Here is a 13393-nt window from a genome sequence, read left to right on the forward strand (position 1 = left end):
GCAAGGACAAAGCCTCCAACAGTTTGTTCTTTTTCTTCGATTTTCAAGACCACACGGTCTCCTAATGGTTTCAACATTTGCTTTCCTCCATGATGACATACATATTATTAGCACTCTTTATATCTGAGTGCTAAATTATAGTTCTATTGTATCACTTGGTCAGAAATAGTCAAGAAAAAAGTCTGACTTTCTCAATATAAAAAAGCCTGAGACCAACTCAGACTTCTCAATGTTTATACCAAGATCAAACTAAGAAGCTAGCCGTAGGTTGCTCAAAACAGTGTTTTGAGGTTGTAGATAAGACTGACGAAGTCAGTTACCTATACCAGCTGACGTGGTTTGAAGAGATTTTCGAAGAGTATTAAAATGGCAATTCTTCCTCTTCCAAGACCAAATCTGCCAAATCCTGTCCTGCGTTATTTTCACGCATGGCACGTTGGGCACGGCTTTCTAAAAGTTGGAATCCTGTGGCAAGAACTTCAGTCACGTAGTTCATCTGGCCATTTTTCTCAAAGCGACGGGTACGAAGTTCTCCATCCACAGAGATAAGACTACCTTTAGTTGCGTAGCTTGCCAAGGTTTCAGCCAATTTCCCCCAAAGAACCAAATTGACAAAATCAGCTTCACGTTCCCCGTTTTGGTCTTTGTAACGACGGTTCACAGCGATAGTTGCACGCGCTACTGACTTGTCATTGTTGGTTTTGTGCAATTCTGGTGTAGACGTTAAACGTCCAATAAGAATAACTTTATTATACATATTTTCTTCCTCCTACTTATCTATTCGCAAGGAATCAAAAAAAGTTACAGAAATTTGTAACTTTTCGAGAAAATTTTTTATTTTTTATGAACCATGAAACCTGTTGCCTGTTGATTGGCCATAATGGTCATATCTGTAATCTGCACACGACGAGGCTGACTGGTCACATAGATCACTGTATCTGCAATATCCTGAGCTTGCAAGGCCTCAATTCCCTGATAGACGGTGGCAGCACGCTCTTTATCACCATGAAAACGAACTGTAGAGAAATCTGTTTCGACAATCCCTGGTTGAATGGTGGTCACCTTGATGTCCGTTGTGATCGTATCAATTCGCAGTCCATCTGAAAAAGTCTTGACTGCAGCCTTGGTGGCTGAGTAAACCGCTGCCCCAGCATAGGCATAGATTCCTGCGGTCGATCCCATATTGATAATATGACCTTGATTGGCTGCTACCATAGAAGGCAAGAAACAGCGAGTGACTGCCATCAACCCCTTGACATTGGTATCTAACATGGTCAGCATATCCAACTCTTCATAGTCTTGATAGGGAGCCAAGCCAAGAGCTAGTCCAGCGTTATTGACCAAGATATCAATCTGCCCTATCGTTTCTAGAATATCGGAACAAACAGTCTTGACCATGGTCATATCCGTCACATCCAGAGGAAAAGTCCAAACTGTTTGATTTGGAAACGTTTCTGCAAACTCTGACTTGAGGGTCTCTAGTCTGTCTGTCCGTCGCCCTGTTAGAACGACATTCGCCCCCTGCTCCAGATAAGCACGCGCAATCGCTTCACCGATTCCTGAGGTCGCTCCTGTAATCACTACATTTTTCGCCATCTTATCCCCCTCTATCTGATCTATCAAATACCGACAATTTCCTAGGCAGTCCAGTGTTTGACTGGGTCAAATGGAGTTCCGACAACTTGGTCTTCTGATAATTCAATAACCCCACGTTTTTGCGGAGCATTTGGCAAATGCAATTCACGAGGGCTGCACATCATGCCAAAACTCTTTTCACCACGAAGTTCGCCTGGGAAAATGAGATTGCCTTTGGGCATCATCGCTCCAGGAAGAGCTACAATGGTTTTCAACCCAACACGCGCATTGGGTGCTCCTGCCACGATTTGCACTGTCTTGTCACTTGCGACGGCCACTTGACAGATGTTGAGGTGGTCACTATCAGGATGGGCTACCATCTCGACAATTTCACCGACAACAAACTTAGGTTCCTTGTCATTGACAATCTCTTCTGTAAAACCTTCCGCCTGCAATTCTTGGTTCAAACGTTCTACTTGCTCATCTGTCAAAAAGACTTGACCACGCTCTGCAATTTCAAAGAAACTTGAAACTTCGAAAATATTCCAAGCTACTGTTTCCCCATTATCTTTGAGGAAAACACGGGCTACTTTGCCTTTGCGCTCCACGTCCAACTTGGCATCGCCACTATTTTTCACGATGATCATAAGGACATCGCCAACATGCTCTTTATTATATGTAAAAATCATTGTTTCCTTTTTCTCCTATTTCAGTCCTGCTAAAAAGTCGTTAATTTGTTGCTTGCTTTTACGGTCACGATTAACAAAACGACCGATTTCCTTGTCCTTTTCTAGCACAACAAGACTAGGAATACCGTACACATCCCAGAGTTTGGCCAGATCCAGATACTGGTCTCGGTCCACTCGAATAAATGTGAACTCTGGATTGGTCTCCTCAATCTCTGGCAAGGATGGATAGATATAACGACAATCGCCACACCAGTCTGCCACAAAAAGGAAGACCTTCTTGCCATCTTGTTCGACAAAACTTGCTAGTTCTTCTATACTATTGGGAATAATCATAAGACTTCCTCCTCATAGACCAGATTTTCATTTTCATAGACAAAGGTATAGTGACGACCATCCTCGAAAATGACTCCTCCAACGAGTCGCTCTAGACTACTTTCGTAGACTTGAACATAGAGAGTCGCAATCTCACCCATATCTGAGAAAAGTTCGCGCACGATAGCGGTCAACTCTTCTTGAGTCTTCATAAGTTTGTGGTTATCTGCTGCTTTTTTAGCCCCTAAAGCAAGGGCACTTAGACCAGCCACAGTCAAGCCAGTCATCCATAATTTCTTAGCTTTCATACCATTCATTGTAACACAAAAAGACCTCTAGGACAAATAGGGAAGCCGTATACGAGCAAGGCATTTAAAAAATCTCTGAGATTGCTCTCAGAGATTGGAAGATAACTAGTTACTATTTTCAACTGCTGCAGTGACAAAGGCTGTGTAGAGTTCCTCTGGACGGTTTGGACGGCTGGAAAGTTCAGGGTGATACTGACAAGCCACAAAGAATTTATTCTCAGGAATTTCCACAATTTCGACCAAACGATTGTCTGGAGAAACTCCTGAGAAGACAAAACCTGCTGCCTCAAACTGTTCACGAAAGGCATTGTTAAACTCATAACGGTGACGGTGACGGCGTTGCACCACTTCTTGATTGTGATAAGCAGCCGCTGCTTTAGAACCACGTTTTAACTTAGACGGATAAAGTCCCAAACGAAGGGTGCCACCCATATCCTCAACATCAACCTGATCACGCATGATATCTATGATAGGGTATTTTGTTTCTGGTGCAAGTTCAGCAGAATTGGCACCTTCAAGACCCAAAACGTGACGAGCAAACTCGATACAAGTCAACTGCATTCCCAAGCAGACTCCCAACATTGGGACATCATTCTCACGCGCATATCGGATGGCTTGGATTTTCCCTTCCGTACCACGTTGACCAAAACCTCCTGGTACGATGATTCCGTCCGCATCAGACAAGAGTTCTGCTACATTATCTGCTGTCACATCATTGGCATTGATCCAATTAATCTTCACTTCTGCGTCGTTGGCATAACCAGAGTGTTTCAAAGCTTCAACCACAGAGATGTAGGCATCTTGCAACTCCACATACTTACCAACGAGGGAGATCTTAACTTGTTTTTTCAGGTTCATGACCTTGTCCACCATGGCTGACCACTCTGTCATATCCGCTGCTGGTGCGTCTAGTTTCAAATGGTCACAGACAATTTGGTCCATACCTTGTGCCTGCAAGTTCAATGGAATTTGGTAAAGGTGTTCGACATCCAAAGACTCGATAACAGCTTCTGGAGCCACGTCACAGAACTGAGCTAGTTTGTTTTTAATGCCCTGACCAGCTGGTTTTTCTGTACGAATAACCAACATATTTGGCTGGATTCCCAAACCACGCAATTCTTTTACAGAATGTTGAGTTGGCTTGGTCTTCATCTCACCCGCAGCCTTGAGATAAGGAAGCAAGGTTGTGTGGATATACATAACATTATCCGCACCCACATCTGCCTTCATCTGACGAAGAGCCTCTAGGAATGGCAAGGACTCGATATCCCCAACGGTTCCACCAACCTCTGTGATAATGACATCCGAATCAGTCGTTACAGCAGCACGCTTGATTTTTTCTTTCAAAGCATCTGTGATATGAGGAATGACTTGAACAGTTGCCCCAAGGTACTCGCCACGGCGTTCTTTACGAAGAACTTCACTGTAGATTTTACCAGTTGTCACGTTGGAGTATTTGTTGAGATTGATATCGATGAAACGTTCATAGTGGCCCAAGTCCAAATCGGTCTCAGCCCCATCATCTGTCACAAAGACTTCCCCGTGCTGGTAAGGGCTCATGGTTCCCGGATCGATATTGATATAAGGGTCAAACTTCTGAATAGTCACTTTTAGACCACGATTTTTCAAGAGACGCCCCAGACTTGCTGCCACAATCCCTTTCCCAATAGACGACACCACACCACCAGTTACAAAAATATATTTCGTAGACATAGATTCCTCTTTCTAAAATGCTCAAGGTCTTGTTAACTACGAGGGGAGATAGAAAACAAGACCCTTATGAATAACGACTTTTCAAGAAAACTTCCTGAAAAAACAAAAATAGCTCCCTAGTAACTAGGGAGCCCCGACCTCTAAAAGAGGTGCCCGAACAATATGATACCTTAAAGCAGAACATTTGTCAACCTGAATTGGTAAAAGATGAAAAAAGAAGATTGTTTTCAGAAAACAAATTAAAGATCCGCATCCAAACTGATGACCTGCTCAAGGAACGAAAAAGGAGATCTTACGATCTCCTCTGTGAAGTCTTTTACTCTTCTTCACTCGTTTCAGCGTCATCGTCAGAAAACTCGTCGTCTTCTTCGTTAAGATCCACGTCTTCACCCAAGTCATCAGGAGCGATTTCGTTGATTTCTGCATCGTAAGCTTCCACTTCATTTTTCTCATCATCTGGATTTTCATCATCATATGAAAGAGCTGGATCTGCTTCGTATGCATCTTCGTCTTCTGGATCATCTGCGTTGTAGTCAATGGCATCTGAGTCGCCATCCATAAAGGCATTGACACGTTTTTTCTTAGCTTTTGGTGCTACTTCATCGTCGTCACTTTCTTCAAGAGCGATGATTTCTTCGTCGATTTCGTCTACACCATACCATGAACGAAGACCCCATTTGTTGTCCCCAAGAGAGATGAAGCTACCGTCAAAGTTCAACTCTGTGTAGAACAAAGGCAAAGCTTCGCGGATATCGCTGTTTGATGTTCCAAGGTAGTTTTGAATTTCGTTTACAAGATCGCTAAAATGCATCTCATGATCGCGACCACGAAGTTCCAAGATAGCGCGCGCTACCTCAATCATAGATAGTTCACTTTTTTCTTGCCCAGCAAATACTTCTAATTCCAAAGCGTTTCTCCTCATTTTTACTACTATCGCCAGAGCGAACAGACTCCGACCTCATTTTATCATGTACTCTTTATTGTACGATAATTTTGCGGAATAGTCAAAGGTTAAAATAGATTTATCTATGATTTATTAAGTAAAAATCAATTGATTTTAACACATGGTAAATTTAAAAATATTTGTTAAAATATTACTTGGAGGTAGCTTATGTCAAAAAAAATAATAAATGTTGTTGCAGCGGCTATAGAACGAGATGGAAAAATATTCTGTGCACAAAGACCTGAAGGTAAAAGTTTAGGAGGTTTTTGGGAATTTCCAGGTGGGAAATTAGAAGTAGGAGAATCTCCTGAACAAGCTTTAGTCCGTGAAATTAAAGAAGAACTAAATTCTGAAATTGAGATTGTTTCTTACATCAATGAAGCTTCATATGATTATAATTTTGGGACAGTTGTCATGAAGACCTATCATGCAAAGCTAATATCAGGAAAACTAGAGTTGCTTGAACACCAAAATTCAACTTGGTTAGCTCCCAATGAACTAGATACTCTCAACTGGGCTCCAGTAGATCGTCCAGCTGTAGAATTATTAACAAAAAAATAAGAGATTACTCTCTTATTTTTTTGTCAAATAATCATAAAGTGCGGAAGAAACCTCATTGGCTAATTCAAAATTCATTGTAACTACAGGAGTTTTTCCATCCTGCATCCTAGTTTCAGTAGCACTATCTTCCAAATAACTAACTGGCCCTAGATAATAGAAATCACTTCCCTCACCGTCTTCTTTTTTTACGAAGAGATGAAGAGCCAAACCGGTTTGATTAGATTGCATAATATCAGCAACTTCTTTAGACTTAAAGCTTCGATTGCTCCGAGAATACCAATGAAAGACTTTGTTGGATAAGAATCCATCTTGATACTGGGTTGTTTCTGTAATATCGTCATCCTTATGATAAGTTACAAAGATAGGACACGTTCCATGTTTGACCTTGTATCCATATACAGTAGAACTCTCATCCTTGTCCCAGTTAAGAAGTCTCACAGCATCTTTTCGAGAGTATTTTTCACCTATTGTCAATGGTTCCTGCGGATATTTTTGAGAGCGCTCTAGACCAGTCTGAATGATGTCTAAGATAAATTTTTTGTATTCCTCTGTAAGAAATTGAGTGAAATCTGTTGCTAGTTGATAAGTGTCATCTTCAATGCTTAAGGCTGACAAACCATACTTTTCTTGATCTCTTTTAACGAAAAAGTTATAGTCTAAACAGTTTTCGATAGATTTAAATAACTGTTCGGAGGATCCTAATTGCTTCATTGTTAAGATTTGTTTAAATTCAGATCGAGAAATCTTTCCTTTTTCTAGTAATATTTTTAAAAGATAGAGTTCTTCTTTTCGTTTACCATTGGATAGTTCTTTGCAGAGGAAAGTTAGAAAACCATTTAATTCAGGAATTTTAATAAACCGATCCTCTTTTTCAAAGGAAGCAATAACCTCTCCATAATGATTAAAAGTATCAAAGAAAACATAGGGATCTAGACTATCTAGTTCCAAAAAATCACTGAGATTCGGAGTACGTCCCAAGCGGTTCTTTGTTTCCATATAGGCCTCTTTTAGGATAGCTCGATTGGAAAGATTTGTATTAGTAATAGACTTAAAGATTTGTTCTTTAGCAACTTCTTCAAAATTAATAGTAGTTAGGCCATTTAAAATATTGGGTTCTCTTAGCTCTCTTCGGTAATTATCTTTATTCATTGATTTGTCTCCAAATAAAGCAATTGGAATCAAATAGTTATTTTTATAATTACCAATAAAATCAATGATCGTGACGTATTCTTTACTCTCATGTTTACGAAGACCACGCCCTAGTTGTTGAACAAAAACAATACTAGACTGAGTATTTCTTAACATGACTACCTGGTTGACAGAAGGAATATCAATACCTTCATTAAAAATATCCACTGTCAAAATGTAGTCTAGTTCTCCTTTTTCAAGTTGAGAAACGACTTCATTTCGTGTTTCAATATTATCATCGCCTGTTAGAGCCCTACAAACTTTCCCATTCTGATTCAATTTTGAGGCGAGTTCATGCGCTTCCTGTTTAGAGGAACAGAATATCAATCCTTTTACTTTTTCACCACTTACTCCATAAAAATCAATTTTTTGCAGAATATGTTTAACTCGTTCATTAGATGTTAAGTTTGATATATTTGTCTTCTCATCGATTAGATGTCCATCTATCTCAATATCCTTTACCCCAAAATAAATAAATGGGCAAAGCATATCATTATCAAGCGCATCCTGCAGACGAATTTCATAGGCGATATTATAATCAAACAGTTCATAAATATTTTGCCCATCAGTTCGTTCGGGAGTTGCAGTCATTCCTAAAAAGAACTCAGGATGAAAATGTGCCATCACTTTTTTGTATGAATCAGCTCCAGCTTTATGAACCTCATCAATTAAAATATAGTCAAAATAATCTTCTGAAAATAGATTCAAATGATAATCACGTGACAAAGTTTGAATCGTAGCAAAAATGTATTTCTTATTTGTCAAATCAGCACCAGAATGATAAATCAAACCTTCTGATTCCGGGAACTGTAAAACCTTTTGAAAATCCTTTAAAGACTTTTGAAGAATTTGCTCCCTATGAACGATAAAGAGCATTCTTTTCGGCTCAAATTGTTGAACATCAAAAGCTGATAAATATGTTTTTCCTGTCCCTGTAGCACTGATAACTAAAGCTTTCTTTTTCCCTGAATCGCGAATAGCCTGCAGACCTTTCAGTGCTTCATTTTGCATCTTATTAGGTTCAATACTTGTAACCTGATATTCTGCTATTTCCTCTTCTCGAATCTGGTCCACTCGAATTGTTTTCTGACGCTTTCTAGCGTAAGAATCAATCTTTTCTATAGTTAAAACATCCGACTTTTCCCAAATTTTTTCAAACTCTTTTTTAGTAGCTTGAATTAACTCTCCATTGTAAGTTGATGTCAACTTAATATTCCACTCGTAATTGATTTTCAATGCATTATGAGTTAAATTTGAACTTCCAGAAATAAGAACCTGTTTCCCCTGATGTTCAAAAAGATAAAACTTAGCGTGCATCTGCAGACTCTCTGGAGTAAGTCGAACTTCAACATTTTTCAACTTGAGTAATTCTTGCATGGCAACCGGATCATTAAAATCAAGATAAGGAGATATAAGAATTTTACCTTTTATTCCTTTATCCATTAAATCTGATAATTGGGATTTTATCAGAGCAATTCCTGATTGGGTAATAAATGCTACCGAAATATAAAAGGCTTGGCATTTTGATAATTCTTCTTGAATATCCTTCAATACATATCGCTTGGACTCTGGGTCATTAATTAAAATTTGAGGAGAGTATCCCCCTTCTTGAAATTTAATATTATCAATAAATCCAAACTTTAAAGATTTGATCAAGGTATCTTGAAATAAAGTGACGCCTTCTGGCATAGACCTTCTCTTTTCTATTGTTTTAATATTTTCATTATACCAAAAAACACGGTTCATCACCGTGTTTCTGTGTTTATTTCACCAACTTCTTCATCTCATCAATACGTGCGACTGTCGCATCGTATTTCGCTTGGTAGTCGGCTTGTTTGTCGCGTTCTTTTTGGACGACTTCTGGTTTGGCGTTGGCTACGAAGCGTTCGTTAGAGAGTTTCTTACCGACCATATCCAGTTCTTTTTGCCATTTAGCGAGTTCCTTGTCGAGACGAGCGAGTTCTTCTTCGACATTGAGGAGGTCTGCCAGTGGCAGGGAGATTTCTGCTCCTGTGATGACACTTGACATGGCGAGTTCAGGTGCAGGGATGTTTGATGCGATTTCCAAGTGTTCTGGATTTGTGAAGCGTTTGATGTAGTTGACATTGCTGTTAAAGAAGGCTTCCAAATCACTATCGCTAGTCTTCACAAGGATGGTGATTGGCTTGCTTGGTGCTACGTTTACTTCCGCACGCGCATTCCGAACGGCACGGATCAAGTCTTTGAGACTTTCTACACCAGTGTGGGCAGCAAGGTCTTCAAAGGCTGGATTAACAGTTGGGTATTCCGCTGTAACGATAGAGCCTTCAGAGATTTGTCCAAAGATTTCCTCTGTCACAAATGGCATGATTGGGTGAAGGAGTCGAAGGATCTTGTCCAAAGTATAAAGGAGAACAGAACGTGTGATGACTTTCTCTTCTTCGTTATCGCTATAAAGGACTTCCTTGGTCAACTCAACATACCAGTCCGCAAACTCGTCCCAGATGAAGTTGTAGAGGATATGGCCAGCCACACCAAATTCAAACTTGTCAAAGTTTTCAGTGACCTTGCCGATCGTTTCATTGAGGTTGTGGAGAATCCAGCGGTCTGTGACGTTTCCAGCTTCCTTGTTGGTAACTTTTTCGACATTGGCAGTTGCTTGCTCAAGGGTCAAGCCTTCATTGTTCATGAGGATGTAGCGAGAGATGTTCCAGATCTTGTTAATGAAGTTCCATGAAGCATCCATTTTCTCGTAAGAGAAGCGCACGTCTTGTCCTGGGGCAGAACCGTTTGAAAGGAACCAACGAAGGCTATCTGTTCCGTACTTATCAATAACATCCATTGGATCAATCCCGTTACCGAGAGATTTCGACATCTTGCGTCCTTGCTCATCACGAATGAGACCATGAATTAAGGCATTTTTGAATGGCGACTTGCCAGTAAATTCCAAACCTTGGAAAATCATCCGAGACACCCAGAACGGAATAATATCATAACCAGTCACCAAAGTTGATGTTGGATAATAACGTTTAAAGTCTTCTAAATCGACATCAGGCCAGCCCATGGTCGAGAATGGCCAAAGGGCAGAACTGAACCACGTATCCAAGACATCTTCGTCCTGAGTCCATCCGTCACCTTCAGGTGCTTCTTCGCCGACATATATTTCACCCTCAGCATTGTACCAAGCAGGGATTTGGTGACCCCACCAGAGCTGACGAGAGATTACCCAGTCGTGGACATTTTCCATCCATTGGAGGAAGGTATCGTTGAAACGAGGTGGGTAGAATTCTACCTTGTCCTCTGTGTCTTGGTTGGCAATGGCATTTTTCGCCAATTGGTCCATCTTAACGAACCATTGCGTAGACAAGCGCGGTTCAACCACAACACCTGTACGCTCTGAGTGACCAACACTGTGGACACGTTTTTCGATTTTAACAAGGGCACCGATTTCTTCCAACTTAGCAACGACTGCCTTACGAGCTTCAAAACGGTCCATGCCTGCAAATTCGAAGGCCAAGTCATTCATGGTTCCGTCGTCGTTCATGACGTTAACTTGTGGCAAGTTATGACGTTGACCAACCAAGAAGTCGTTTGGATCGTGAGCAGGCGTGATTTTCACGACACCAGTACCAAACTCAGGATCTGCGTGTTCATCCCCAACGATTGGGATCAATTTATTAGCGATTGGAAGGATAACATTTTTACCGATCAAGTCCTTGTAGCGTGGGTCTTCTGGATTTACCGCAACCGCAACGTCCCCAAACATGGTCTCAGGACGAGTTGTCGCCACTTCAAGGGCGCGTGAGCCGTCTTCTAGCATGTAGTTCATGTGGTAGAAGGCACCTTCCACGTCCTTGTGGATAACCTCAATATCAGAAAGAGCTGTGCGAGCTGCTGGGTCCCAGTTGATGATAAACTCACCGCGGTAGATCCAGCCTTTCTTGTAAAGGTCCACGAAAACCTTGCGAACAGCTTTTGACAAGCCTTCATCAAGAGTGAAACGCTCGCGAGAGTAGTCTACAGAGAGCCCCATCTTGCCCCATTGTTCCTTGATGGTAGTGGCATATTCGTCTTTCCATTCCCAGACTTTGTCAAGGAATTTCTCACGACCGAGGTCGTAACGGGAAATGCCCTCACCACGCAAGCGTTCCTCAACCTTAGCCTGAGTCGCAATCCCTGCGTGGTCCATCCCTGGAAGCCAAAGGGTGTCAAAACCTTGCATCCGTTTTTGACGGATGATAATATCCTGCAAAGTCGTGTCCCAAGCGTGACCAAGGTGGAGTTTACCAGTTACGTTTGGTGGTGGAATCACGATAGAATAAGGCTTAGCCTTTTGATCGCCTGAAGGCTTGAAAACATCTTCGTCAAGCCATTTCTGGTAACGACCAGCCTCAACCTCGGCTGGATTGTATTTAGGTGAAAGTTCTTTAGACATTATTTTTTCTCCTTTTATTTTTTTCAAATTTATAATATCTTTTTGATGGATCTAAATAGAAATATTTTAACAACCAAATCATGCCCCTTCCAATAATTAATGATAATATAAAACATAAGAAAACAATTATGGTTGAGGCAAGAAATTCAGATGTCCAATCAGCTGACAAATTTATTATTTTGGTCAATTCTACTTTAATCTTCAATCCCCATATAATTTCAACTAACTTTGGAATAATACTCAACATTAATAAAGTAAGAAAACTGTATATTTGAATTCGGTAGAGGTGTCTATCCATTTTATCAGTTCTTTTTGGTTTTTTCTTATATTTATTTGTATCAAACTGAGAATTTATTTCCCCTATTAGATTTGGAATTAGTATTGGTAAAAACCAACTTAGAGCATTGATTAATTCGTTTTCAACTTGATTAAATACTGTCAACAATAATATACTCATTGTTACAGTTAGCCATGATGCAATCACTTCTTTTATATCTTTTGCACCATATCCAATCAGATTATAAATTTGCCACCAGTAAAATAAAAATAGTGTTATAAGAAAAAGAAAAATGATAACATCTAAAAATAAATCATTATAAAAATCGAGAAATCTAGAAAAAAAGTAATAAAGATATATAAAAAAACATAAAAAAGAAGTAAATGTCATTGTAGCATATACATTCCAAAGCGTCTTTCCTTTAGGTATATATATTTTATTCATTTTTTTAAAAATTATAATCGATATAACACTTTTTATAACAGATAATATAAATGGTATTACTAATGTTACTATCGCGCTAAGCCAGTAACCAAATTGGTTTTCATGTATACTATAATTCTTTGAAAAATATTCATATAAGTTTATTAAAATTGATTCAATTAGATTTTTATTGTAGAGAAAGTATATCAAAATTCCACAATATATCCCATCAAAAGTATAAATAAAAGCCAAGGATAGCTTACTTTTAGAAAGAAATTCTTTTAAATTAAATCTACGATTGGGCTGGAATGAATAAATTGAGTTCAATTAATCTTCCTCCCATCTAATGATTGTTTTTCCCACTCACTCCTCAGCAAACCATATATCAGACTGTCACAGCGGTTTCCTTGGGCATCTTTGCGGTCCCGGATACGAGCTTCAAGGGTAAAGCCAAGCTTTTCTGCGACTCGTTGACTTTGGACATTGTAGCCAAAACAAGTCAGCTCAATCTTGTGAAGACCAGGTTCTTTAAAAGCTAAATCAATCAAGGTACTCGCAGCTTCTGGAACATAACCTAGACCCCAATAGTCTGGATGTAAGATATAGCCAATCTCCAAGACATCATCCTCGTGACGACGAGGGAAATCAACAGAGCCGATGATAGTATCGGTCCCTTTAACCACTATGCCGTAACCAGCTGGGAGATTGTCCTTTTCATTGCGCTCGGGCAGAATATGCTCCAGATAATAAATCTCATCTTCCAAGGTCTTGACGGGCGGAAAGCCTGCTGGGTAGGAAACTTCTGGCCTACTGGCATAGTCAAAGATATCCACAACATCAGCCACGGTACGGACTCGTAAGACTAGCCGTTCGGTTTCTAAACGTTCTGGTAACTCAGCTATTATCATCTTTCTCCCTCGCTTCCCATAAAAAATGCCCCTGCCATATTCATGACAGGGACGAATGTACTAATCCGCGGTACCACCCAAT

General features: G+C 40.1%; 12 protein-coding genes and 1 pseudogene. 1 reads left to right on the forward strand and 12 read right to left on the reverse strand.

The annotated features are described in order from the left end of the window. The 8 genes and pseudogenes from GMD6S_RS12575 to rpoE form a co-directional block, all read right to left on the reverse strand. A pseudogene (locus tag GMD6S_RS12575) lies at window positions 1-77 on the reverse strand (co-chaperone GroES); the annotation flags it as partial. 284 nt (window positions 78-361) lie between these two features. Beyond that, window positions 362-757 carry a single-stranded DNA-binding protein gene (locus GMD6S_RS04295; RefSeq protein WP_000282436.1) on the reverse strand — a complete coding sequence of 132 codons (396 nt, stop codon included), beginning with the start codon at window positions 755-757 and terminating at the stop codon, window positions 362-364. Between the two features lie 77 nt (window positions 758-834). Then, window positions 835-1596 (reverse strand): SDR family NAD(P)-dependent oxidoreductase, encoded by a 762-nt coding sequence (locus tag GMD6S_RS04300; protein WP_001107742.1) that lies wholly within the window; start codon window positions 1594-1596, stop codon window positions 835-837. Between the two features lie 41 nt (window positions 1597-1637). After that, complete coding sequence (gene ytpR / locus GMD6S_RS04305; RefSeq protein ID WP_000578270.1) at window positions 1638-2264, reverse strand: YtpR family tRNA-binding protein; 627 nt, start codon at window positions 2262-2264, stop codon at window positions 1638-1640. Window positions 2265-2279: 15 nt separating this feature from the next. Next, window positions 2280-2597 carry a thioredoxin family protein gene (locus tag GMD6S_RS04310; protein ID WP_000586541.1) on the reverse strand — a complete coding sequence of 106 codons (318 nt, stop codon included), beginning with the start codon at window positions 2595-2597 and terminating at the stop codon, window positions 2280-2282. After that, on the reverse strand, window positions 2594-2893 hold the full coding sequence (locus GMD6S_RS04315) for a DUF4651 domain-containing protein (protein ID WP_001013969.1): 300 nt from the start codon (window positions 2891-2893) through the stop codon (window positions 2594-2596). The genes GMD6S_RS04310 and GMD6S_RS04315 overlap by 4 nt, the downstream gene beginning before the upstream one ends. A gap of 96 nt (window positions 2894-2989) precedes the next feature. Then, entirely contained in the window at window positions 2990-4597 is a 1608-nt protein-coding gene (locus GMD6S_RS04320) for a CTP synthase (RefSeq protein ID WP_000105262.1), read from the reverse strand. A gap of 316 nt (window positions 4598-4913) precedes the next feature. Continuing rightward, window positions 4914-5504: a DNA-directed RNA polymerase subunit delta gene (gene rpoE / locus GMD6S_RS04325; RefSeq protein WP_000418415.1), complete on the reverse strand. Its 591-nt coding sequence runs from the start codon at window positions 5502-5504 to the stop codon at window positions 4914-4916. A gap of 204 nt (window positions 5505-5708) precedes the next feature. Here rpoE and GMD6S_RS04330 point away from each other — a divergent pair, with 204 nt between their 5' ends. After that, entirely contained in the window at window positions 5709-6101 is a 393-nt protein-coding gene (locus GMD6S_RS04330; RefSeq protein WP_000037666.1) for a (deoxy)nucleoside triphosphate pyrophosphohydrolase, read from the forward strand. 12 nt (window positions 6102-6113) lie between these two features. Here GMD6S_RS04330 and GMD6S_RS04335 read toward each other — a convergent pair whose 3' ends face one another. From GMD6S_RS04335 to GMD6S_RS04350, 4 genes are all read right to left on the reverse strand, one after another. Beyond that, window positions 6114-8978, reverse strand: coding sequence for a DUF3427 domain-containing protein (locus GMD6S_RS04335; RefSeq protein ID WP_001114049.1), 2865 nt, complete (start codon window positions 8976-8978; stop codon window positions 6114-6116). Between the two features lie 73 nt (window positions 8979-9051). Further along, the gene (locus tag GMD6S_RS04340) at window positions 9052-11703 is read right to left on the reverse strand and encodes a valine--tRNA ligase (RefSeq protein WP_000032181.1); all 2652 of its coding nucleotides are present in this window, start codon (window positions 11701-11703) and stop codon (window positions 9052-9054) included. Beyond that, window positions 11696-12730, reverse strand: coding sequence for a hypothetical protein (locus GMD6S_RS04345; RefSeq protein WP_008283990.1), 1035 nt, complete (start codon window positions 12728-12730; stop codon window positions 11696-11698). The genes GMD6S_RS04340 and GMD6S_RS04345 overlap by 8 nt, the downstream gene beginning before the upstream one ends. Continuing rightward, window positions 12727-13311, reverse strand: a complete 585-nt coding sequence (locus tag GMD6S_RS04350; RefSeq protein WP_000582275.1) for a GNAT family N-acetyltransferase — start codon at window positions 13309-13311, stop codon at window positions 12727-12729. Before GMD6S_RS04350 ends, GMD6S_RS04345 begins: the two co-directional genes overlap by 4 nt. Between the last annotated feature and the right edge of the window lie 82 nt (window positions 13312-13393).

This window comes from Streptococcus sp. GMD6S (genome assembly GCF_000297015.1).